Below are 23,890 nucleotides of genomic sequence, written 5' to 3' on the forward strand. Positions count from 1 at the left end.
TACTTTCAGACCAACGGAGGGAATCCATGAGTTTCTTTAGGAAATTGAAGGAAAGCATTGCAAACAAAACTGAATCGGTCACAAAACAGTTCAAAGATGGTTTGGAAAAAACGCGTAAAGGTTTTGTTGAAAAAGTAACGGACTTGATGATTCGCCGTAAAAAGATTGATGAGGAATTTTATGAGGAACTGGAAGAAATTCTGATCGGAGCGGACGTAGGCGTCAACACGGTTATGAACCTCATTGAAGACCTGCGAGAAGAAGTGAAAAAGCGCAAAATTGAGGATGCATCCGAATTACAGCCTGTATTGTCGGAAAAGCTGTCCGAGTTGCTGCGGGGGAATGACAACAGTCAGCTCAAAATGAGTCCTGACGGAATTACAGTCATTCTATTCGTGGGAGTCAATGGCGTCGGCAAAACGACAACCATTGGCAAGTTAGCTCATCGTTTTAAACAAGAGGGAAAAAAAGTATTATTGGCTGCCGGAGATACGTTCCGGGCGGGTGCGATCGAACAGTTGGAGGTATGGGGCGAGCGGGCAGGTGTAGAGGTTATTAAGCAGCAATCCGGTTCCGATCCGGCTGCAGTTATGTTTGATGCCGTACAGGCTGCCAAGCAGCGACAAGTGGATGTTTTGTTGTGTGATACCGCAGGACGTCTTCAGAATAAAAGCAATCTGATGGAGGAACTGAACAAAATTTTCCGTGTGATTCAACGCGAAATTCCAGATGCTCCTCATGAAGTGTTGTTGGTACTTGATGCGACGACTGGACAAAATGCACTTAACCAAGCCAAGCTGTTTGGTGAGAAAAGCGGTGTAACCGGGCTGGTACTAACGAAGTTGGATGGTACAGCGAAGGGCGGGATTGTTGTGGCCATCCGTCAGGAGCTGAATTTGCCTGTTAAGCTGGTGGGCTTAGGTGAAAAAGTGAATGATCTTCAACCGTTTGATTCCGAGCAATTCGTTCATGCGTTGTTCGCGGGGTTGATTCAGGAAGAGACGGTCGAAGCAACTGCTACAGGCGAGGAAGAACAGAACTGATACGTTTAAAGTGGGCTTTCATGCTACGTTTGGGATAACTAAGTAGCCATCCTGTTGCTGTTCAAGTTTGCCCAGATGTATAATGAAAGCAAGAGGTCTGTCGATGTCGTATATGTAATGTATCTTGTATGTAAAATATAAATCAGGAAGCCGGGTGAAAAACCGATGGCAAACACCTATACCTACTCCCGACGGGAAGAAGTAGCCAACGCCATTACACATGGAATTGGAGCCGTTTTAAGCGTGGCAGCGCTTGTGTTGCTTATTGTTTTTGCTAGCATGAAAGGAACCACTTGGCATGTCGTCAGCTTTACGATTTACGGGATTACGATGCTGTTGTTGTACACCAATTCAACGTTGCTTCATAGCCTGCGTGAAGGAAAAATGAAGGATTTGTTCGAAATATTCGATCATTCTTGCATTTACCTGTTTATTGCAGGTAGCTACACCCCGTTTATGCTCGTTGCACTGCGAGGTACTCTGGGATGGACACTGTTTGGAGTGATTTGGGGGATTGCACTGTTCGGTGTGTTGTTCAAGGCGTTCTTCACCAAGCGCTTCCTGTTTATGTCTACCGTGTTTTACATTGTGATGGGCTGGCTCATCACCATTGCCTGGAATCCTCTGGTTGCGACTGTTCCCGCCGGAGGGATGACGTTATTGTTCGTAGGTGGCCTTATGTATACGTTGGGCACGATTTTCTATGTGTGGCGGGCATTTCCATATCACCATGCGATCTGGCATCTGTTTGTTCTGGCAGGCAGCATACTTCATTTTCTGGCTGTTCTGCTGTATCTTACTCCGGTAAGGGTTTAAGTAACAATGGGTAAAAAGTCGATCCGTACTTCCGTTTAAGGACAGTGGATCGGCTTTTTTTTGTATGACAAGGGATAACGCTTGACATCTTCTTTTCTTTTAGGTATCATAAGGAACGTTGAAAAGAACTGTAAAGTGTTTTTCCTTGACGATGGAGGTATACAAGATGAGTCAGGAGAATCGGCTGGAAAAGACAAACCGGATTAACCGACTGTTTGACTTCTATGAACCTCTGCTTACAGAGAAGCAACAGATGTTTTTAAAATATTACTTCCATGATGATTTTTCTTTAGGGGAAATTGCATCGGAATTTCAAATTAGCCGTCAGGCAGTATATGAACATATTAAACGTGCTGAACAGGTATTGGAAATGTACGAGGAAAAGCTTGGTTTGCTAAGTAAGTATGAGCGCAGAATCCAAGATCTCGATGAATTAAATAAGACGTTGTATGAGGCATTCGGTAAAATCAGTGAGTCCGATGAAGGCACTCTGCAACATGTCCATCAAATTGTAAATCGCCTGCAGGAACTGTAGGACATATAGATTAAGAACAAACAACCCTGGTAGACAAGGAGGTGCGAAAGTATGGCATTTGAAGGATTATCGACTCGCTTGCAAAATGTATTCAGTAAACTGCGCGGTAAAGGAAAAGTGTCTGAGGATGATGTAGCTCAGGCGATGCGCGAAGTACGATTAGCTTTGCTTGAGGCGGACGTTAACTTCAAGGTTGTAAAGGACTTTATTGCCAAGGTAAAGGAGAAATCCGTTGGTAAGGAAGTGATGGACAGCTTTACGCCAGGCATGGTCATCATCGACATCGTGAACAAGGAACTGACCGAATTGATGGGTGGCAGTCAGGCCAAGCTTGCCAAAGCAAACAAACCGCCTACGGTCATTATGATGGTGGGTCTCCAGGGCGCAGGTAAAACGACGACATCTGGTAAACTGGCGAAATTGCTGCAAAAGCAAAATCATCGCCCATTGCTTGTAGCTGGTGATATTTATAGACCAGCCGCGATCAAGCAGCTTCAGGTTCTTGGGGAGCAGATTAATACTCCTGTATTTACTCTGGGAGATCAGACAAGCCCAGTGGAAATCGCAAAACAGGGTTTGCAGCATGCTAAGGATAATGGAAATGACTACGTTATTATAGATACTGCCGGTCGTCTTCATGTTGATGAAGAACTCATGGAAGAGTTGCGCCAGATTCATACCAACGTCAACCCGGATGAAGTTCTACTGGTTGTAGATAGCATGACGGGGCAGGACGCGGTTAACGTTGCGGAGCACTTTAATACTAGCCTAGAGTTAACGGGAGTTGTACTGACGAAGCTGGATGGCGACACTCGTGGTGGCGCAGCTTTATCGGTTAAAGCTGTAACGGGATGTCCGATCAAGTTTGCTACATTGGGTGAAAAGCTGGATGCGGTGGAGCCGTTTCATCCTGAACGGATGGCTTCACGGATTTTAGGTATGGGTGACATGTTGTCCCTGATTGAAAAAGCGCAGTCCAATATCGACGCCGATAAGGCGAAGGAAATGGAACGGAAAATGCGTAATGCCGAGTTTACTTTCGAAGATTTTCTGGAGCAAATGGATCAAGTTAAGAAGCTTGGCCCAATCGACCAGATTCTTGATATGATTCCCGGTATGGGCAATATGAAGCAAATGAAAGATATCAAAGTGGATGACAAACAGATGGGCCGAATTGAGGCTATCGTTCATTCTATGACCACACAGGAGAAGCAAAACCCAGACATGATTAATCATAGCCGTCGCAAACGTATTTCTGTAGGCAGTGGAACATCACTGGCTGAGGTAAATCGTCTGATAAAGCAATTTGACGAAATGCGTCGCATGATGAAGCAGTTCTCAGATATGATGGGACCTAAGGGTGGCAAAAACAAGGCTATGAAGCAGTTAAAGAGTATGGGTAAAGGTATGAAGTTTCCTTTCCGCTAAGGCCAATAGGCCCTTGGAATTATGGATAACAATATACAGTCTACTTTTTGAAGGAGGTGAATTTTCGTGGCAGTTCGTATTCGTCTGAAACGTATGGGTGCACATAAAGCTCCTTTCTATCGCGTCGTGGTATCTGATTCTCGTTCCCCGCGTGACGGTCGTTTTATCGAAGAAATCGGTTACTACAACCCAATCACAGTACCAGCGGTTGTAAAAATTGATGAAGATAAAGCGCTGAAATGGTTGCAAGATGGTGCACAAGCATCCGACACAGTCCGTAACTTGCTTAGCAAAGCGGGCGTAATGAAAAAGTTTCATGAGTCTAAACTACAGAAATAAGGTGCTGATACGGAGGGTCAACCATGGAAGAATTAGTGATAATCATTGCTAAGGCTTTAGTCGATCATCCGGAAGATGTAACCGTGAAGACCTTGGAGAAGGATCGGCTTGTTGTATATGAGCTTAGTGTACATCCTGAGGATGTAGGCAAGATCATTGGTAAGCAGGGTCGTATCGCCAAGGCGCTTCGCACTGTGGTTGCATCAGCAGCCGTTAAGATGGATAAACGGGTTACCGTAGACATCATATCTTAAAGATATACGAAAGTGGGTTAGGATGTATGTCCTAACCCTTTTTCGTACATGATGAAGATGTATATGGAGCGGGACCGATTACAAGCAGGAGGAACACGATGCAACAATTGTTTAATGTCGGAAAAATTGTGAATACCCATGGAATCCGTGGGGAGCTAAAAATATTAACGACGACAGATTTTCCAGAGGATCGCTTTGCAAAAGGCAGTGAGCTTTTGATTGTTCCGGCTGAAGGTAAAGCACCGATCCCCGTAACTGTTGAAACAGCGCGTTTTCAAAAAAATATGGTTGTCGCTAAATTTAAGGAATATCACAATATTAATGAAGTTGAAAAATATAAAGGTACATTGTTGAAGGTATCTGCTGAGCGGTTAGGCGAATTGGAAGAAAATGAATTCTATTTTCATGAAGTAGTCGGCATGGAAGTGGTGACCGAGGACGGAAATGAGCTCGGCGTGGTCAAGGAAATTTTGACTCCGGGAGCCAATGACGTATGGGTAGTCAAAATGCCTAAAGGCAAGGAACTGCTATTGCCGTATATAGAGGATGTTATTTTGGATGTAAACGTGCGTGAAAAACGGGTTACGGTACGGTTAATGGAAGGTCTGCTGTAATGCGGGTGGATGTGCTGACCCTGTTTCCAGAGATGTTTGATGGAGTATTTAATGCAAGCATTCTGGGAAAAGCAAGGGATAAGGGAATTGTATCACTGCAAGCGGTTAATTTTCGTCAGTATGCCGGCAACAAACACGGACAAGTGGATGATACGCCCTATGGCGGTGGGGGCGGCATGGTTTTGAAGCCTGACCCTATTTTTGCTGCTGTGGAAGCGCTGTTGGATAAATCAGAGCAACCAACATTAGAGACTGCCGCTGAAGTTAACCAACTTGAAGGGGTAGAACGTAACACAGACATAAAATCTCCGCGTATCATTTTGATGTGTCCACAAGGCAAGACTTTTACGCAAAAGAAAGCGGAAGAGCTGGCCAAAGAGGACCATCTTATTTTTATATGTGGGCATTACGAGGGTTATGATGAGCGTATTCGAGAGCATTTGGTGACGGATGAGCTTTCTATCGGAGATTATGTATTGACTGGTGGTGAGCTTCCAGCCATGACCGTCATTGACAGTGTGACACGGTTGCTTCCAGGAGTTCTGGGGAACGAAACGAGTGCGGTAACGGACTCGTTTAGTACGGGGCTGCTGGAATACCCCCATTATACCCGGCCTGCGGAGTTTCGGGGCTGGAAAGTACCCGATGTACTCCTGTCAGGGCATCACGTCAATATTGATTCTTGGAGACGACAAGAGGCGTTACGTCGCACGATGGAACGCCGACCGGATCTATTGGAACAAGCTGAACTGACAGGCAAGGAGCGTGTGTGGATTGAGGAGCAACGCAAAGCTGAATTTTTGGAAGACAAGCATTAAAACGCTTTAAACATGAGTGGATTTGAAAGCAGGCAGGACCTGTTCTATAATAAAGTCAATTAAATAATGTTTGGTCAAATCCCTTTTTGTTGTTGCAATGCGGTATCCTCCATGATACAATACATCTGTTGTGTGTAATACGGTGGTCCTCTGTGGATGATGAAGGAAACGGTTGTGTTTCCAGAAGAAGCATGAACACCTGTACGGAAGGAGGGAGTCATAGATGAATATCGTCCAAGCGATCACTGAAGAACAACTGCGTAAAGATTTGCCTAACTTTCGTCCTGGTGACACTTTGAAAGTGCACGTGAAAGTTATTGAGGGAACTCGTGAGCGTATCCAGTTGTTTGAAGGTGTTGTAATTAAACGCCGTGGTGGTGGAATCAGTGAGACTTTTACAGTTCGTAAAATTTCTTACGGTGTAGGTGTGGAAAGAACTTTCCCGCTTCATTCCCCGAAAATCGATAAAATCGACGTGGCTCGCCGTGGTAAAGTGCGTCGTGCGAAGCTTTATTATCTTCGTGAACTGCGCGGTAAAGCAGCGAGAATTAAAGAAATTCGTCGTTAATACAACGAATAACGAAAGGGGCTTGGTTACAAGCTCCTTTCGTTTTTTCTACGTACATAGGGAACTGTGGATTATTGACCGTAAAGAGAGGACAGTGAGCTATGGAGCAAGAAGTAGGACAAGGAGCTGTACAGCAGCCAACTGATCAGGATGGTACGCCCAAGCGTAAACCAAAAAATGAGATTTTTGAGTGGCTCAAGGCCATCATTATTGCGTTAGTGCTTGTCTTTTTAATCCGCTGGCTTCTCTTTAAGCCGTTTATTGTGGATGGCCCGTCGATGCAGCCTAACTTTCATACCGGAGAACGCGTCATTGTGAATGAGATTTTGTATGATTTCCGTGCCCCTAAACCAGGCGAAGTGATCGTGTTTCATGTGCCGGAGGAAGGAAGAGACTTTATCAAACGCGTCATTGCCGTTGAAGGAGATACGGTCAAGGTAGAAGGTGACACAATTACAGTAAATGGCAAGCCGATTCAGGAATCTTACCTGAAAGCTCCTTTGGAAGAAGCGCATCAAAATGGCGAGCTTTACAACAAGTTTACAAATTTTCCAAATGAGAAGTTTAAGGATGGAAAAGTTCCGGCTGGGCATATTTTTGTAATGGGAGATAACCGTTCCAATAGTACAGACAGTCGGATGATCGGATATATTGATTTGAAAGAAGTCGTGGGTCGGGCTGACGTTATTTTCTGGCCGGCGAAAGATATGCAGTGGATTAACCACTAGAATAACTATTAAGCAGCATAGCTGCCGTAATCCTAACTAAGAGCCTAAGGGTAAAAGTTGGAGTTACGCACAATGGGGTGATGACGGTGACGATTCAATGGTTTCCTGGTCACATGACCAGAGCGCGCCGCCAAATTGAAGCAAAATTAAAGCTGATTGATTTGGTTATTGAGCTGATTGATGCTCGATTGCCGCTCTCCAGCCGAAATCCAATGATTGATGATATTTTGCAAGGCAAGCCGCGAATGATTATATTGAATAAAGCAGATTTGGCGGACCCCGTAGTATCACAGCAATGGATTGCCTACTTTAAGGAGCAGGGGCATGTGGCCTTACCAGTAGATGCCACAACTGGAACGGGGCTAAAAGAAATCCCGATTCAGGCTAAGCTGTTGCTTAAGGAAAAGATAGATCGGCAGATTCGGAAGGGAATGAACCCGCGTCCTATGCGTGGGTTGATTGTTGGTATTCCGAATGTCGGTAAATCGACATTGATCAACCGAATGGCGGGACGTAATATTGCAGCTACGGGTGACCGTCCAGGGGTAACGAAGGCACAGCAGTGGATCAAGATCGGTGAAATTGAATTGCTGGATACACCAGGTATTCTATGGCCTAAATTCGAGGATCAGAATGTAGGCTATCGTCTGGCTGTTACAGGTGCGATCAAGGAAGAAATTCTGAATGTCGAGGATATTGCTTTTTTTGCGACTAAATATTTGGTCCAGTACTATTGGGATGTAATGGCAGAGCGCTTTGAGCTCACCAAACGTCCTGAAGATACAGAAAATCCTGATGAAATTGTCAACGTCATGGAAGCGATCGGACGTAAACGCGGCTGTATTGTTAGTGGCGGACGTGTGGATCTCGAAAAGGCGTCAAAAATCATTTTGCGTGAGCTGCGTGCAGGGAAGCTGGGACGGTTCAGTCTGGAAGCTCCTTACTGATTCTACAGGTACACCGATACAGAACACAGCATTTTGTGGCAAGGAAGAACCTTCCCCATCTCTCCGGAGAGGAGGAAGGTTTTTTTTGGTATTTGAAGGCAGTTAGAAAAGGGTTTTGGACGGTGAAGGTCTGTGGTAAGCTGAATTCAATCGCTAGAGCTACGGCATGAATGACGCGTTAAACTACATATAGATGGGAAGGTATTGAATATGGAAGATAAAGAGATTGTAGTGAAGGACATGCTACATTATGAAAAAAAATGCTGGGAGCAGTCTTGTGAGCGGATTGCAGGAATTGACGAGGTAGGTCGCGGATGTCTGTTTGGTGATGTTGTGGCCGCAGCAGTCATTTTACCAGTGGGTGAGTTACTGGAAGGTGTGGATGATTCCAAAAAATTGACGGATAAGAAGAGAGAAGCGTACTACGAGCTGATTATGGAGAAGGCCATTGCTGTAGGAGTTGGCTATGTAGATGCGCAGACGATTGATGATATCAATATTAAGCAAGCAGCTCGTTTGGCTATGAAGCAGGCTATTGAGGCTTTACATGTGTCTCCTGATTATTTACTGGTGGATGCAGAAAAGGTAGATGTGCCTATTCCTCAGCTCTCTATTATTAAAGGAGATGCGAACAGTCAGTCTATTGCGGCGGCCTCTATCATCGCCAAGGTAACCCGTGATCGGCTGTGCAAAGGTGAATGGGATGCGAAGTATCCGGAATATGGGATCGGTATACATAAAGGTTACGCTACCAAGTTGCATAGGGAACAAATTTTGGCGCTAGGACCTACAAAGATGCATAGACGCAGCTTTCTGGGAAATCTGTTGACGGAGCAACCGACGCTGTTTGATCTGTGATTACTTATTGTGAATCGGGACAATGCCGATATAAAGGATAACTAATACCATAAGCCCCTTTTGAGTAGGGGGAGAGTGAGAGGAGGGGCGATATGAACATCGGATCTGTATTTCGGGGATTACTTGGAGATGTGAAGGCGGGAGAGGCAAAAAAACTTGATATGCAGCCAGGCCAGGTCGTAAGAGGAGTCGTATTAAAGGTGTCTGAGGACGGCGACGAGGCTGTATTGCAAATACAAGGTTCTCAGGTCAGGGCAAAGCTGGAGACCCCTCTTCAACCTGGGCAGACTACAACGTTTCAGGTTCAACCGGCTTCCCCCAGCGGAATGACGGTGCTTAAACCTTTGAACGATGTGGCCAATACACCACAGCAAACCGTAGCGCTGACAGATGTATTGGAATCGGTGGGACTGCCGGATACAGCTCAGAACAGGGAGCTTATACAGGCAATGCAAAAGAATGGTGTGCCGTTGACATCTGAAAATGCGGCTTCTTTGCGAGAAGCTATGGCGAAGCAAAGTGGCAATGTACAGTTGGGAACGTTTGTGCAGGCGGCGGCAGTTGCTTTTCAGCGGGGACTTCCATTGACGGCAGAAAGCATAAACGGATTGCGTCAAGCGATGTTTGGGCCTCCTTTAAATGATCTGTTGTCTTCGCTGGAGCAAGAACTTGAAGCGGTGTTAAAGCAGCAAGGACAGGGAACGCCTACTGACCGTTCAGTAGGGGAAGCAGCCACAATAAAAAGCACTGACCGAACGTCAGTTAGTCCAACAGGCACTTCTTCTGTGGTGATTGCAGATGGACAGGAAGGCCAAGCTTTAACATTGTCCAAGGATGCTTCTGCCTCTGCTGCTACAAAACAGGCAGAAACAGGACAACAAGTCACAGGTGGCAAGGAATTGTTAAAAGGGACTCAGGCAGCCAATCTCGCTGCTACAGTAAGCGAAGCGAGTGTTTTGGCTACAGATTCGGATACTTCGGCGGGATCTACTGCATTTGCATCCAACGGGACTGCTTCAGAAGAACCGCAAGCAGTTAGCGGGCGAGGAGCGACAGTGGTATTGGATGCTGGTGCCAATGCGTCTGAATCGGGCGCTGCTGATGCATTAAACGGCTCCCGCGTCAAAGCGGAGCAACAACAGCAAGCTACTGCGGCAGGTACGCAGCTTAAGGATGCCGATGGTGCTCCAACTCCGGCCACGGCAGAGCCTACGGGGACGAAGTCTGCCTTAACTGCAGCCGCGGCTGACCGTCTCTCCGCACAGCAGGCTGGTGGCTCTGTGTCGCAATCTAATGCAGGCAACACTGCTGCGCCAGAGGTGCCGCTCCAGCGGCTACGCACGTTGCTGCAAGAGCTACGCGCGGTGGTGCCACCCGCACTGAGCACGGCTGCGCCAGAGCAGCCCGCAACGGAAGTGGCGCAGCCAATGGCTGGCGCTTTGCGGGCCGCAGACGCCACTGCATCGCAGCGTGCGTCATCCAGTCCGCAGCTCACCCCCACGGAAGACCCGTGGGTGGGCCGCGTACTGAAGTTGCTCGGTGCAGAGCATGAGCAGCAAGTGCACCGCGCGACTACACAGGTCGCGCAAGGGGCGACGGCACGTATGGAGTCGCCAGAGGGAATGCCCCAGACACTGCCGGGATTAGCGGCTACGTCAGGCGACACAGTGTCAGCAGACGCAGCCACCGTAAAAGGTGCGCTGCTCCAGCTGATGAGCAGTGACGACCTGCCGCCCGCTTTGAAAGAGGCGGCTCAGCAGGTTGTACAGCACCTGACAGGTCAGCAGTTGCTGCTCAATACAGACCGAACGGCGCCTTTTGCACAAGTACACATGTTTATACCGTTTGTTGGACCGGACGGTCGTGAAACAGCTACGATCCAGATTCAGTCTCGCCGCGGCAAACGGGGAGAACTGGACGCCTCCAACTGTCGTCTTTGGTTTGATTTGGACATGAAGGGGCTTGGACCGACCCTGGTAGATGTCCAGGTTGTAGATCGGATTGTAAGTGTCAAGCTCCATAATGATCATGAATGGGCGGCTTCGTTGTTAACCAGTGGGCGTGAGTCCATTCACACAGCGTTGGAGTCACTAGGATACCAACTTCTATCGCTTCGTACCGAGCCCATGCCCATAAGGACTGAACAGAACAGCCTCGTCTCTTCTGAAGTACAAAGCTATGTACCTCAGCCGTATAAAGGAGTCGATCTTAAAATATGAAAGAGCCGTTGGAGCCTCCTTCTCCTTCCATAAAGAAGGCGGTCGCCCTTAAATATACGCCTGGTGAGAGCGAAGCACCGATTGTCGTTGCCAAAGGGAGCGGCCGTATTGCGGATAGCATTTTAGAAAAAGCTAAAGAACATGGTGTTCCGGTACAGGAGGACGCTGCGCTGGTTGAAGTACTATCCAAACTTGATTTGGACGAACAAATCCCTGCTGAGCTCTATCAGTTGGTGGCAGAGGTGCTTACCTATATTTATCAAATGGATCGACTTGCATCAAGGGATGACTGGTGATGAGGAATGAGATGAAGGCTGGAGGCAAGGATCAACGGAAAGCCAAAGGAGCGATGGGCGAAGAGGCAGCGGCTTTGTTTTTAGAAAACTTGAGTTACCGTATCATAGAGCGTAATTGGCGATGCCGCAGTGGTGAAATAGATCTGATTGCCAAGCAGGAGCATACATTCGTGTTTATTGAGGTACGTAGTCGTAGTAGCTCCAAATATGGAACGCCAGCAGAATCAGTTACTACGCGTAAAATAGCCCAAGTTCGCCAAACAGCTGCTGTATATTTGCATATGAATGGGATTGGAGATGCTCCGATCCGCTTCGACATGATTTCTGTACAATTAACTGACGAAAAGGCAGTTGTTACGGACCATTTAATAGGTGCATTTTAAAAGAGTAAGAGCTTTCGCGAAGGTAAGAGTGCGGGACTGAATTCAAATGTGCAGGTTGACATGAAGGAAAGCTACAGGTATATTTTATTGAGAATAGTTATCATTTTCATCTTAAAATGAATATCGAGAAGTTGTACCTGTAAAGGAGGATTTACGTGACAAAGCATACCTTTAGTGAACATGTCATAGATGTAATTCAGGAACGTCGAACGATTAAACGATTTAAATCCGATTCCATTCCGGTAGAAACGATCAAAGAACTGTTGGACGTCGCTGTGTGGGCTCCTAATCATAAAATGCGTGAGCCGTGGCGTTTTTTGTTGTTTGCTGGTGAAGGACGGAAAAGGCTTGCAAAAGCCATTGCAGCCGATATTGGTAAAGACAACAAGTTTGAAAGTGGAATTCTGCACAACCCGATTCAGCTTTTAGTGGTGATGGAAGAAGATCCGCGTCAAGCGGTTTGGGATGAGGATTTTGCAGCAGTCAGCGCGCTTGTTCAAAACTTTATGCTTGCTGCATGGAGCAAAGGGATCGGAACGTTTTGGGTGACAAAGCCATTTTTATACTCGCCTAAGTTCCGTGAACATTTGGGAATCCAACCGGGTGAGAAGGTAATAGGAATGATATATGCAGGCTATCCTGACGTTATCCCAGAATCAAGGCCACGTACTCCGGCAGCCGATAAGCTGACCTTGTTTGACAAATAATCTTTCGTTAGATAAACTTAGTCAAGAATTTTGAAAGCATGTTCGGAGCTAAAATTAGAACATTATATTTGCAATAAATGAAAATTTGGAAGCACCTTTTTTCATATAGGCAATGATTCCCGAGAGGGACATTTCAATATGAGGAGAGGTGCTTTTTTGATATGTATGGAAAATTACATGGAGCTTGCCTATATGGGATAGATGGCGTTCTGATCGAAGTTGAGACTGATTTGTCCAATGGCTTGCCTCAGACCGCAATTATCGGATTGCCAGATTCAGCGATTCGAGAGGCAGTAGAGCGTGTGAGAGCAGCAATCAAAAACTGCGGTTTCAAATATCCGTCCCAGCGTGTCACGATTAACTTAGCTCCTGCAGATTTGCGTAAGGAAGGCTCATCTTTTGATCTTGCTATCGCTTTAGGCTTGCTGACAACCAGCGGACAGGTTGTTTTACCAGTAGGGGAACGAACGCTGTTTATTGGCGAGCTGGCACTGGATGGCAGCATTCGTCCTGTAAATGGGGTGTTGTCTATGGTTGATCTGGCCAAGCGAGAAGGATTCGATTCCGTGCTGCTTCCTCAAGAAAACGCAAGCGAGGCTCGTCTAATTGCGGATATACGTATTTACGCTATACGCCATCTGGTGGATCTTATCCCGGTTAATGAGCATGTACAAGACACCCCGGACGGCCAAGTGACCAATCAAAATTGTACTGCCAGTAAACAAGTTATAATCCATTCCTATGACCATTTATCCCAAGCAGAGCATATAGCGTTGTGCGAGCAAGAGGAACTAGCCAGTAATATGGAGGATTACAGCGATGTGCTGGGTCAGCTACACGCCAAACGTGCGTTAGTTATTGCTGCAGCAGGAATGCATAATATTTTGCTTATGGGGCCGCCGGGTGCTGGAAAAACGATGCTCATCCGCAGATTGTCCTCTATCCTGCCGCCTTTGACTGAAAAGGAGTCGCTAGAAGTGACCAAGGTATACAGCGCAGCAGGAAAATGGAAGGAGTCATCGCCCCATCTCATGCATGTTCGTCCCTTCCGTTCGCCTCATCATACGATCTCTGCTGCTGGATTGGTAGGCGGAGGAGGCATACCCAAACCAGGAGAAATCAGTCTTGCACACCGAGGGATTTTATTTCTGGATGAACTGCCTGAGTTTAGCCGTCATGTACTAGAAGTACTGCGCCAACCTTTGGAAGACCACAATGTCACGATCAGTCGTTCACGTGCTGTTTTTAAGTATCCGGCGCATTTTTTACTTGCTGCCTCTTTAAATCCGTGCCACTGTGGCTTTTTCGGAAATGATACGGAACATCAGCGCTGTACCTGTTCACCTGCAGCAGTCGCTCGATACCGTTCACGTATTTCCGGTCCACTGCTGGATCGGATCGATCTTCAGCTTGAAGTATCGCAGCCGAAGGATTGGCGGGAGGAAAAAGAATCATTGTCGTCCGCTGAAATGCGAAGGCAGGTGTTGGCTGCTCGAGCAATACAAATCCGCAGATACAGCAAGCTTCCTTTTTCATGGAATAGTGAGCTGTCCGGTCAGCTGCTGCGTAAATATGCGGTATTAGAACAAAATGCAGCGGAGTTGCTTGACCAGACGATGGATGCACTTGGTTTAAGCATGCGTGCGTATGATCGAATTCTCAAGCTGTCCCGCACCATTGCAGACTTACATGAGTCAGAGAAAATTACGACTTCACATGTGGCTGAAGCTATTCAATACCGCCAGATGGATAGAGCAAATTCCAATTTTCCCGAAATGTAAAGAGGCGATAAAATTAGCAGATACAGCACGATCATTTTTATGAAAAGGTTTTTCCAAAGGATATGTATACGAGAGAAAACGGAAATAAGGACAAAAAAAAGCTCCAGGCAAAAAGACCTGGAGAAGCAAAAAAGATTATGACAATAGTGATTATACTATGAGTATATCAATTTCGTATATACGATTATGCATCATCTCCCATGTTACTTGATGGAAAAACAACAAGCCCCTCGACCAATACGGTTCAGGGGCTTGTTGTGAAATTCATTCTAACTCTATGTTACAAAACGTTCAGTTTCACTTCAATATTTCCGCGGGTAGCGCGGGAGTATGGACATTGTTCGTGCGCGCCTTCCACCAGTTTTACTGCAGTTTCATGATCGACGCCTTTTACCAGTATGTCGAGGTTTACTCCGATTCCGAAACCACCGTCTTCCACTTTGCCGAAATGGACCGTAGCTGTTACTTCAGTACCTTCATGCTTAACACGTTGCATGCGGGCAACCATATTTAAGGCACTATCAAAGCAAGCGGAATAGCCTGCTGCGAACAATTGCTCTGGATTCGTACCAGCACCGCCTGCGCCGCCCATTTCTTTTGGGGTATCAATATCTAAACGAATTTCAGGGGAAGAAGACTCGATATAACCGTTACGTCCACCAACCGCTTTTACTGTTGTTTCATACATTTTTTGTTGAATGGTCATCATAATCCAATCACTGCCTCTCGCTTAACTTATGTTTTACACAATTTAATTTATCAAAATAATTATTGTTTGTAAAGTATTTTATGCAATTAGAATGTACTTTGCTATATAATGTGCTAAAATAATGACGAAAGTAGGTGACTAGACAGTATGGAAAATAACTTCAATGAACACGCAGCGTTGAAACTTGATAATCAGTTATGCTTTGCCATATATGCATGCTCCAGAGAGATTACGAAGCTATACCAGCCTTATCTGGAAAAGCTCGGTGTGACGTACTCACAATATTTGGTGCTAATCGTGCTCTGGGAGCGTGAAGAGTGTACAGTGAAGGAATTAGGTGAGGCACTATATTTGGACTCCGGCACACTAACTCCGCTATTGAAGAGATTGCAGAACGCCGGGCTGATCGATCGAAAGCGTTCCACTCAGGATGAGCGTAAGGTGCTGATTTCTTTGACGACAGAGGGAATCGCATTACGGGAAAAAGCTCTGTCTGTACCTGGATGCATCCAGGAAAAAACAAGTATGACCCATGATCAATTTGGGTCGCTTCTGCTCCAATTCAATGATCTGCTCGATCGTGTTCATCAAGCGAATGTACAAATCGAAAAATCATAAGGTATTTTCAGTTGCTCTGCGAATCTTACGGCATGAGTTAATCTCCACTGAAAGAAAAAATACCTAATCATGCTTGAAGAAATAAAGTGCCTCTTAATGCGGATTAGTAATCCCATATTGTAGAGGTGCTTTTTTTGTGTGAATTTGTATTATATATAATATCCAATAATATCCAAACATTCGATTTTGGGAATGATAATGATATCAAAATACTGTAATTCATAAGGTTAAATTATAAGGAAAGCGTTTTAAAAACATGTTACAATGATGTAGGTTTAGTATAGATTTCCTTGTGAACCGCCCTTGTTGCAGTCATGTTGATAGGAGGATTCCAGAATGAATATCCATGAATATCAGGGTAAAGAAGTATTGAAACAGTACGGAGTGGCTGTACCGAACGGTAAGGTTGCCTATACGGTGGAGGAAGCCGTTGCTGCGGCAGAATCGCTTGGGAGCGCTGTTACGGTGGTAAAAGCACAAATTCATGCTGGTGGACGCGGTAAAGCGGGTGGCGTGAAAGTTGCCAAAGGTTTGGATGAGGTGCGGACTTTTGCTGCTGAAATTTTGGGTAAGGTGCTGGTGACGCATCAGACTGGACCTGAAGGTAAAGAGGTCAAACGCCTTTTGGTTGAGGAAGGCTGCGATATTCGTAAAGAATATTACGTCGGTGTTGTCGTAGATCGTGCGACTGGACGTATCGTAATGATGGCCTCAGAAGAAGGTGGTACGGAAATCGAAGAGGTGGCTGCAGCTACTCCGGAGAAGATTTTTAAAGCGGTTGTTGATCCAGCGATTGGGCTTCAGGTGTATCAGGCCCGTAAGTTGGCGTATGACATTAATATTCCTAATGAACTGGTAAACAAAGCGGTCAAGTTTATGTTGGCACTATACGAAGCTTTTGTGGACAAGGACTGTTCGATTGCAGAAATCAATCCCTTAGTCGTTACGGGTGATGGGAATGTACTGGCGTTGGATGCCAAACTGAATTTTGATTCTAATGCATTGTTCCGTCACAAGGATATTTTGGAACTGCGTGATTTGGATGAAGAGGATGAGAAGGAAATTGAGGCATCTAAATACGATCTAAGCTATATCGCTCTGGACGGAAATATTGGTTGTATGGTCAATGGTGCGGGTTTGGCGATGGCAACCATGGATATTATCAAATATTACGGTGGCGATCCGGCCAACTTCCTGGACGTGGGGGGCGGTGCGACGACGGAAAAGGTAACCGAAGCGTTCAAAATCATTTTGTCCGATCCGAAGGTAGAAGGTATTTTCGTGAACATTTTCGGCGGAATTATGCAGTGTGACATCATTGCGAACGGCGTCGTGGAGGCTGCCAAACAGTTGGGGCTGACTCGTCCGCTTGTTGTCCGTCTTGAAGGGACGAATGTTGGGCTCGGTAAACAGATTTTAGCGGAATCCGGTTTGAATATCGTGGCAGCCGATTCTATGGCGGATGGCGCCCAAAAAATCGTCGAACTTGTTCAATAGCCTGTTTGCATTCCGATATGCCGAATAAACGATAGGGGATGTGAAGATCGTGAGTATTTTGGTCGATAAGCATACAAAGGTGATTACACAGGGGATTACGGGAAAAACGGCGTTGTTTCATGCCAAGGGTGCACTTGATTACGGTACACAAATGGTAGGTGGCACCTCTCCAAGTAAGGGGGGCACCGAGGTAGAAATTACACTGGAGAACGGACAACAGGTCAAATTGCCAGTGTTTAACACAGTGAGCGAAGCCAAGGAAGCTACTGGCGCAACAGCGAGCGTGATTTACGTGCCACCGGCTTTTGCAGCAGATTCCATTTTGGAGGCTGTAGATGCGGATTTAGATCTCGTGATTTGTATCACGGAGGGCATTCCGGTGCTTGATATGATTAGGGTCAAACGTTTTATGGAAGGTAAAAAGACCGTTCTGATTGGCCCTAACTGTCCAGGTGTTATTACACCAGGAGAATGTAAAATCGGTATTATGCCAGGTTACATTCATCTACCAGGTCATGTAGGCGTTGTGTCACGTAGTGGCACTTTGACCTATGAAGCAGTGCATCAGTTAACGACCCGGGGTATAGGACAATCTTCCGCTGTTGGTATTGGCGGTGACCCCGTTAAAGGTTCGGAATTCATTGATATTTTGCAACGTTTCAATGAGGACCCCAACACTCACGCTGTCATTATGATTGGAGAAATTGGGGGTACAGCCGAGGAAGAGGCTGCTGAGTGGATTAAGGACAATATGACGAAGCCGGTGGTTGGTTTTATCGGCGGTGTGACTGCGCCTCCGGGCAAACGGATGGGGCATGCTGGTGCCATTATTTCTGGCGGAAAAGGAACGGCTAAAGAGAAAATCGCCACGCTTGAAGCCTGCGGGATCCAGGTGGCACCGACTCCTTCCGAAATGGGCTCGACACTGGTAAGTGTGCTGGAAGCACGTGGTATTTTGAATTTGTGCACGACACATTAAATCGTGTTCCTTCATTAATATACAGGCCATAAAACGCATCGAAATTTGCCGCAGGCTAGTGTATAATGAAAGAAAGGTAAGCAACCTTTTTATCTTCTGAAACAGGGGATGAAAAGGTTGCTTTTTTTGCGTTAAGACAGGCTTATCAGGGAAACGCTTGCAAAATGACTCATTGTGCCACAAAATAAGGGAGGGTTCACTCTTCCGTGAATGGGGGAACCATAGTTTGGAAGAAAGATGGCTTTTGTTAGGCTTACATGAGTTAGAGGGAATCGGAAGAAAAACAATCCAGCGTATTTGGTCGAGTGACTATCAATTGCATGAGCTACTGCATTTTAGCGAACAAAAATGGATTGAGATAGGGTTAAGCCCTGCTCAGGCACGCATTGCGGCCCAGTGTTACGATGAAGAATGGGTGCATGAACGATATCAGCGAGTCCAATCCGGTGATATTGGAACGGTAACTTATGTGGACGAGGATTATCCCCTATTAATGAAGGAAACAGTTGATCCACCCTGGGTAATGTATACAATAGGGGATAAATCACTTTTGCATACATGTTCTGTAGCCATGGTAGGAACCCGCGTTCCCACCGCTTATGGACGTAGAGCAGCGGAGATACTAACAGAGGGATTATGTAATGCAGGGATTACAATAGTTAGCGGATTGGCGAGAGGCATTGACAGTATTTGTCACGAAACAGCCCTGCGCCGGGGAGGAAACACGATTGGTGTACTGGGAACAGCGATCGATCAAATTTATCCTCCCCAAAATGCGTCTTTATTTGCAGAGCTGGCTAGCAAAGGCTTGATCGTATCAGAGTATCCTCCAGGCACAAGGTCGCATCCGGGAATGTTTCCACAACGTAATCGGATTATAGCCGGCCTAACGAAGGGAACGCTTGTCGTCGAAGCAGATGCAAGAAGCGGTTCTTTGATTACAGCTGATGCTGCGCTAGAGGCAAATCGAGATGTGTTTGCTGTTCCCGGACCCATTACGTCACCGAAGAGTAGAGGCACGCTGAGCTTGATTAAGCAAGGAGCCAAAACAGTCACTGAAGCTTCGGATATTATTGAGGAGTATGAAGCGGATTTGCGTACAAGGGAGGTTTCTTCATACAATAGAGAGCAGAGTCCTAATCTGAAGGAGGTCTCCAAATTGCCAGAAAGTGAGACTTCTGAGGAAAACCGTGTCATACTGTTGCTCGAACAGGGAACCATGACTCTGGATGAACTGCTCGATGCTACGGCATGGGATTTTGGACTTTTACACGCAGTTCTGTTATCGTTAATCATAAAAAAAAGGATCGCCCAGCTAGCGGGCACAAAATACAAGCTTATTTAGTAGTTGTTTTTGCAAAGTCCTTAGTAAATGCACAAATTCAATTTTAAACATCAGGTGGAGGGCAGTATGGCATTTATCCGCGCCGCGGATTCCTACTCCTTCCCCACTTCCTGAAATGTGTTGAATTTATAGCTCGTACTAGTGAAGCGTTGGATTTGAACTTGGAAAAGCGACAGCGTTCGCCTTTGTAATGGAATTCTAACTTTATCGAAGGTTTATAAAATCTAAGAATTCCGTTACAAACAGCAATTGTAAGATCAATTCCATCGTGTAACTTCTCTACGAACTATAGCTCACCACATTTCAGGAAGTCTATCATACTCATGTGTGTAATTGAGAGGAGGAAGAGCCTATGGCGGATTCACTCGTCATCGTGGAATCGCCTTCCAAGGCGAAGACGATCGGCAAATACTTAGGCAGCAAATATATCGTCAAGGCTTCCATGGGTCATATCAGGGATTTACCGAAGAGTCAGATCGGCGTAGAGGTCGAAAATGATTTTAATCCCAAATACATTACCATTCGAGGTAAAGGCTCAATTCTAAAAGAATTAAAGGATGCCCGAAAAAAAGTGAAAAAAGTATATCTGGCGGCTGACCCGGATCGCGAAGGTGAGGCTATTGCCTGGCATCTAGCGCATGCGCTGGAACTGGACGATACGGCAGATTGCCGTGTGGTATTTAATGAAATTACAAAGCAGGCTGTCAAAGATGCTTTTAAAACACCCCGTAAAATCAATATGGATTTGGTCAATGCTCAACAGGCACGACGGATACTGGATCGACTTGTAGGCTACAAAATCAGCCCGTTGCTCTGGAAAAAGGTGAAAAAGGGCCTATCCGCTGGGCGTGTGCAGTCGGTTGCGGTGAAAATTATTCTGGACCGGGAAAACGAGATCAGTGAGTTTGTACCAGAAGAATACTGGACGATTACAGCTAAACTAGCTATTAAAGACAGCACCTTTGAAGCGAAATTTCATAAGCTGCGCGGTGAAAAGAAAGAACTCTCCAGCGAAGCGGATGTACAAGAAGTGTTGGAAGCTATCGGAAAATCGTCTTACAAGGTGCGCGATGTGAAAGAGAAAGAGCGTTTACGCAATCCTTCTCCTCCATTCACAACAAGTTCCTTGCAGCAGGAGGCGGCTCGGAAGCTCAACTTCCGTGCTTCTAAAACGATGTCTGTAGCTCAGCAGCTATATGAGGGTGTGGATTTAGGTAAAGAAGGGACCGTGGGTCTAATTACGTATATGCGTACGGATTCCACACGGATCGCCGCTTCAGCTCAAGAGGAAGCGAAAGAATTAATTATTCAAAAATATGGCGAAGCTTTTGTACCTGAAACTCCTCGTCAATATTCAAAAAAAGCGGCCAACGCCCAAGATGCGCATGAAGCGATTCGCCCAACCTCTGCGTTACGCGAACCGGAAACAGTTAAACCGTTTATGAGTCGGGATCAGTTCCGTTTGTACAAATTGGTATGGGAACGTTTCATGGCCAGCCAGATGGCTTCTGCTATTATGGATACTTTGTCCGTAGATATTGAAGCGGGTGAGACGATATTCCGGGCAGCAGGTTCGAAGGTTCGTTTTCCAGGTTTCATGAAAGTGTATGTAGAGGGAAATGACGACGGTAAAACCGAAGAAGATAAACTGCTGCCACCACTTCAACCAGGCGATAAATTAAAAAAAGAAGCAGTTGAGCCGAAGCAGCATTTTACACAACCGCCTCCCCGTTATACGGAAGCGCGACTTGTTAAGACGCTGGAAGAACTGGGTATAGGACGTCCAAGTACGTATGCGCCGACGCTGGAAACCATTCAGAAACGTGGGTACGTTGCTATTGAAGAGAAGAAGTTTTTCCCTACAGAGCTGGGCGAATTGGTCATCGAACAGATGGAGGAGTTCTTTCCAGAGATTTTGAATGTGGAGTTTACAGCTCATATGGAAGGTGATCTTGACCACGTCGAAGAAGGCGAAGGTAATTGGGTCAAAGTGTTGAGTGACTTTTACGAGTCATTCGAGAAGCGACTTGAAGTGGCTGAAGAAGAAATGAAAGAAATTGAAATAAAAGATGAAGTATCCGATGTTATTTGTGATAAGTGTGGCAGCCAAATGGTCTATAAGCTTGGCCGATTTGGTAAATTCCTGGCCTGTTCTGCTTTTCCAGATTGCCGTAACACAAAGCCAATTGTTAAGGATATCGGGATTGATTGTCCTACATGCGGTGAGGGACATGTTGTCGAACGACGAAGTAAAAAGGGACGTATCTTTTACGGATGTGACCGCTACCCGGAATGTGATTTTGTATCCTGGGATAAACCGTCCATTAAGCCTTGCCCAAGTTGCAGTAGCCTAATGGTTGAAAAACGTACGAAACAAGGAACGAAGCTCAACTGTACTGTCTGCGATCACAGCGAAATGCTGGAAGAGAGCGATGAGAGTGTAGAGACTTCTTAAGAACAACATTAGCAGGGGGATTTAAACGTGAGTGAACTACAAAAGGTAACGGTCATCGGAGCAGGCTTGGCGGGCAGCGAAGCTGCCTGGCAAATTGCAAGCCGTGGAGTGCCAGTCAAGTTATATGAAATGAGGCCGGTTGTAAAAACACCAGCACATCATACAGATAAATTTGCCGAACTGGTATGCAGTAATTCCTTGAGGGCAAACGGCCTAACGAATGCAGTAGGCGTACTGAAGGAAGAGATGAGAATACTGAACTCCTTGATTCTGAGCGCAGCAGATCGTCATGCTGTTCCGGCTGGCGGTGCATTGGCAGTAGATCGTGACGGATTTTCCGGTCATATTACTGATACGCTTCATCAACATCCTTTGATCGAGGTTGTTAATGAAGAGCTTCAGGAAATCCCACAGGACGGTATTGTGGTTATTGCGACGGGGCCTTTAACTTCTCCAGCTTTGTCGGAACAGATTAAATCACTGATGGGAGAGGAGTATTTTTATTTTTACGATGCGGCGGCCCCGATTGTGGAAAAGGACTCTATCGACATGAGCAAGGTTTATCTGGCTTCCCGTTATGATAAGGGAGAAGCAGCGTACTTGAATTGTCCGATGAACGAAGCGGAATTTGATGCTTTTTATGAGGCTCTGATTACGGCTGAGGTAGCGCAAGTCAAGGAATTCGAAAAAGAAATTTATTTTGAAGGCTGTATGCCCATCGAAGTGATGATGCAACGTGGGAAACAAACGGCATTGTTCGGACCTATGAAACCTGTGGGTCTCGTAAATCCGCATACAGGTGAACTGCCTCACGCAGTTGTTCAGCTTCGGCAGGACAACGCTGCAGGAACGCTGTATAATCTGGTTGGTTTCCAGACTCACCTCAAATGGGGGGAGCAAAAGCGTGTATTTTCAATGATTCCGGGTCTTGAAGAGGCAGAGTTTGTACGTTATGGTGTGATGCATCGCAATACCTTTATTAATTCACCGCAGCAACTTCATCCAACCTATCAGTTCAAGGGAAGAAGTAATCTATTCTTCGCCGGACAAATGACCGGTGTAGAGGGATATGTGGAGTCGGCAGCTTCTGGTCTGCTGGCCGGGATGAATGCGGCACGAGCAGCACGTGGACAGGAAATGTTTGTATTTCCTGCAGAAACGACATTAGGCAGCATGGCGCGGTATATTACGACCGCTGATTTTAAACATTTTCAACCGATGAATGCAAACTTTGGTTTGCTTCCAAAGTTGGAAAAACGGATTCGTAACAAAAAGGAAAAGAATGAAGCTCTCGCTAGTCGCGCGTTGGAAAGTTTGCGCGGTTATATCAATGAAACGGGAGTTATATCAGCTGAAGTACAGGCATAGGGATGAAGGAAAAGGAGGAGCGCGTTATGGATATGTCCTTTCATGCTACCACCATCTGCGCTGTACGCCACAATGGCAAAGGAGCTATTGCGGGTGATGGACAGGTAACGTTCGGTAACAGTGTTGTAATGAAGCAGACGGCAAAAAAAGTACGCAGATTGTATCGTGGTCAGGTCGTTGCAGGATTTGCGGGTTCGGTGGCCGATGCTATCACGTTATTTGAAAAGTTTGAAAATAAGCTAGAGGAACACCACGGAAATCTTCAAAGAGCAGCCGTGGAACTGGCCAAGGACTGGCGTCAGGATCGTATCCTGCGTAAACTGGAAGCGCTTATGATTGTGATGGACTCTTCCGGGATGCTGCTCATTTCTGGAGGCGGCGAAATTATCGAGCCGGATGATGATGTGCTTGCCATTGGCTCAGGTGGCAATTTTGCATTGGCTGCTGCCCGCGCTTTCAAACGCCATGGCTCTGGCATGGAAGCAAAGGACATGGCACGGGAAGCGCTAGAGGTTGCTTCGGAAATATGTGTGTATACGAACAATCAGATTATCGTGGAAGAACTGTAAATCGGCTCTGAGTATT

The 23,890-nt window shown here is 46.1% G+C and carries 25 protein-coding genes; 24 read left to right on the forward strand and 1 reads right to left on the reverse strand.

Annotation, left to right across the window (positions count from 1 at the left end):
* Positions 1-26: 26 nt before the first annotated feature.
* The 17 genes from ftsY (at position 27) to NSS94_RS10150 (ending at position 14,334) form a co-directional block, all read left to right on the forward strand.
* Complete coding sequence (gene ftsY, locus NSS94_RS10070; protein ID WP_025721714.1) at positions 27-1,043, forward strand: signal recognition particle-docking protein FtsY; 1,017 nt, start codon at positions 27-29, stop codon at positions 1,041-1,043.
* 165 nt (positions 1,044-1,208) lie between these two features.
* Positions 1,209-1,859: a PAQR family membrane homeostasis protein TrhA gene (trhA, locus tag NSS94_RS10075; RefSeq protein ID WP_025721713.1), complete on the forward strand. Its 651-nt coding sequence runs from the start codon at positions 1,209-1,211 to the stop codon at positions 1,857-1,859.
* A gap of 166 nt (positions 1,860-2,025) precedes the next feature.
* Positions 2,026-2,394, forward strand: a complete 369-nt coding sequence (locus NSS94_RS10080) for a putative DNA-binding protein (protein ID WP_029514999.1) — start codon at positions 2,026-2,028, stop codon at positions 2,392-2,394.
* A gap of 51 nt (positions 2,395-2,445) precedes the next feature.
* A complete protein-coding gene (gene ffh, locus NSS94_RS10085) occupies positions 2,446-3,822 on the forward strand; it encodes a signal recognition particle protein (RefSeq protein WP_341039243.1) in 1,377 nt (458 codons plus the stop codon).
* A gap of 66 nt (positions 3,823-3,888) precedes the next feature.
* Positions 3,889-4,161 (forward strand): 30S ribosomal protein S16, encoded by a 273-nt coding sequence (gene rpsP / locus NSS94_RS10090; RefSeq protein ID WP_013309862.1) that lies wholly within the window; start codon positions 3,889-3,891, stop codon positions 4,159-4,161.
* Positions 4,162-4,184: 23 nt separating this feature from the next.
* Positions 4,185-4,415: a KH domain-containing protein gene (locus tag NSS94_RS10095; RefSeq protein WP_013309863.1), complete on the forward strand. Its 231-nt coding sequence runs from the start codon at positions 4,185-4,187 to the stop codon at positions 4,413-4,415.
* A gap of 98 nt (positions 4,416-4,513) precedes the next feature.
* Entirely contained in the window at positions 4,514-5,029 is a 516-nt protein-coding gene (gene rimM, locus NSS94_RS10100) for a ribosome maturation factor RimM (RefSeq protein ID WP_013309864.1), read from the forward strand.
* Entirely contained in the window at positions 5,029-5,847 is an 819-nt protein-coding gene (trmD, locus tag NSS94_RS10105) for a tRNA (guanosine(37)-N1)-methyltransferase TrmD (RefSeq protein WP_341039244.1), read from the forward strand. The genes rimM and trmD overlap by 1 nt, the downstream gene beginning before the upstream one ends.
* 223 nt (positions 5,848-6,070) lie before the next feature.
* A complete protein-coding gene (gene rplS, locus NSS94_RS10110) occupies positions 6,071-6,415 on the forward strand; it encodes a 50S ribosomal protein L19 (protein WP_010346403.1) in 345 nt (114 codons plus the stop codon).
* 101 nt (positions 6,416-6,516) lie between these two features.
* Positions 6,517-7,143 (forward strand): signal peptidase I, encoded by a 627-nt coding sequence (gene lepB, locus NSS94_RS10115; protein WP_025721709.1) that lies wholly within the window; start codon positions 6,517-6,519, stop codon positions 7,141-7,143.
* 86 nt (positions 7,144-7,229) lie between these two features.
* Positions 7,230-8,090, forward strand: a complete 861-nt coding sequence (gene ylqF / locus NSS94_RS10120; RefSeq protein ID WP_029514994.1) for a ribosome biogenesis GTPase YlqF — start codon at positions 7,230-7,232, stop codon at positions 8,088-8,090.
* A gap of 210 nt (positions 8,091-8,300) precedes the next feature.
* Positions 8,301-8,948, forward strand: coding sequence for a ribonuclease HII (locus NSS94_RS10125; protein WP_081112524.1), 648 nt, complete (start codon positions 8,301-8,303; stop codon positions 8,946-8,948).
* A gap of 92 nt (positions 8,949-9,040) precedes the next feature.
* Positions 9,041-11,167, forward strand: a complete 2,127-nt coding sequence (locus NSS94_RS10130) for a DNA ligase (RefSeq protein WP_341039245.1) — start codon at positions 9,041-9,043, stop codon at positions 11,165-11,167.
* Complete coding sequence (locus tag NSS94_RS10135; RefSeq protein ID WP_023988176.1) at positions 11,164-11,463, forward strand: EscU/YscU/HrcU family type III secretion system export apparatus switch protein; 300 nt, start codon at positions 11,164-11,166, stop codon at positions 11,461-11,463. The genes NSS94_RS10130 and NSS94_RS10135 overlap by 4 nt, the downstream gene beginning before the upstream one ends.
* On the forward strand, positions 11,463-11,846 hold the full coding sequence (locus NSS94_RS10140) for a YraN family protein (RefSeq protein WP_029516978.1): 384 nt from the start codon (positions 11,463-11,465) through the stop codon (positions 11,844-11,846). The genes NSS94_RS10135 and NSS94_RS10140 overlap by 1 nt, the downstream gene beginning before the upstream one ends.
* Before the next feature lie 155 nt (positions 11,847-12,001).
* Positions 12,002-12,553: a nitroreductase family protein gene (locus NSS94_RS10145; RefSeq protein ID WP_341039246.1), complete on the forward strand. Its 552-nt coding sequence runs from the start codon at positions 12,002-12,004 to the stop codon at positions 12,551-12,553.
* A gap of 161 nt (positions 12,554-12,714) precedes the next feature.
* Positions 12,715-14,334: a YifB family Mg chelatase-like AAA ATPase gene (locus tag NSS94_RS10150; RefSeq protein ID WP_445671535.1), complete on the forward strand. Its 1,620-nt coding sequence runs from the start codon at positions 12,715-12,717 to the stop codon at positions 14,332-14,334.
* A gap of 280 nt (positions 14,335-14,614) precedes the next feature.
* Here NSS94_RS10150 and NSS94_RS10155 read toward each other — a convergent pair whose 3' ends face one another.
* Positions 14,615-15,043 carry an organic hydroperoxide resistance protein gene (locus NSS94_RS10155; RefSeq protein ID WP_209948033.1) on the reverse strand — a complete coding sequence of 143 codons (429 nt, stop codon included), beginning with the start codon at positions 15,041-15,043 and terminating at the stop codon, positions 14,615-14,617.
* 147 nt (positions 15,044-15,190) lie between these two features.
* Here NSS94_RS10155 and NSS94_RS10160 point away from each other — a divergent pair, with 147 nt between their 5' ends.
* From NSS94_RS10160 to hslV, 7 genes are all read left to right on the forward strand, one after another.
* Entirely contained in the window at positions 15,191-15,661 is a 471-nt protein-coding gene (locus NSS94_RS10160; RefSeq protein WP_209948035.1) for a MarR family winged helix-turn-helix transcriptional regulator, read from the forward strand.
* A gap of 336 nt (positions 15,662-15,997) precedes the next feature.
* Entirely contained in the window at positions 15,998-17,158 is a 1,161-nt protein-coding gene (sucC, locus tag NSS94_RS10165) for an ADP-forming succinate--CoA ligase subunit beta (RefSeq protein ID WP_029516982.1), read from the forward strand.
* A 49-nt stretch (positions 17,159-17,207) separates the two neighbouring features.
* Positions 17,208-18,137 (forward strand): succinate--CoA ligase subunit alpha, encoded by a 930-nt coding sequence (gene sucD, locus NSS94_RS10170; protein WP_341039247.1) that lies wholly within the window; start codon positions 17,208-17,210, stop codon positions 18,135-18,137.
* Positions 18,138-18,363: 226 nt separating this feature from the next.
* Positions 18,364-19,482, forward strand: coding sequence for a DNA-processing protein DprA (dprA, locus tag NSS94_RS10175; RefSeq protein ID WP_029516984.1), 1,119 nt, complete (start codon positions 18,364-18,366; stop codon positions 19,480-19,482).
* Positions 19,483-19,834: 352 nt separating this feature from the next.
* Positions 19,835-21,937: a type I DNA topoisomerase gene (topA, locus tag NSS94_RS10180; RefSeq protein WP_029516985.1), complete on the forward strand. Its 2,103-nt coding sequence runs from the start codon at positions 19,835-19,837 to the stop codon at positions 21,935-21,937.
* Positions 21,938-21,964: 27 nt separating this feature from the next.
* Positions 21,965-23,305 (forward strand): FADH(2)-oxidizing methylenetetrahydrofolate--tRNA-(uracil(54)-C(5))-methyltransferase TrmFO, encoded by a 1,341-nt coding sequence (trmFO, locus tag NSS94_RS10185; protein WP_039274718.1) that lies wholly within the window; start codon positions 21,965-21,967, stop codon positions 23,303-23,305.
* 26 nt (positions 23,306-23,331) lie between these two features.
* Positions 23,332-23,874 (forward strand): ATP-dependent protease subunit HslV, encoded by a 543-nt coding sequence (hslV, locus tag NSS94_RS10190; protein WP_013309881.1) that lies wholly within the window; start codon positions 23,332-23,334, stop codon positions 23,872-23,874.
* Positions 23,875-23,890: the final 16 nt, after the last annotated feature.

The organism is Paenibacillus sp. FSL L8-0644 (genome assembly GCF_038008165.1).
Taxonomy (GTDB): Bacteria; Bacillota; Bacilli; order Paenibacillales; family Paenibacillaceae; genus Paenibacillus; species Paenibacillus polymyxa_D.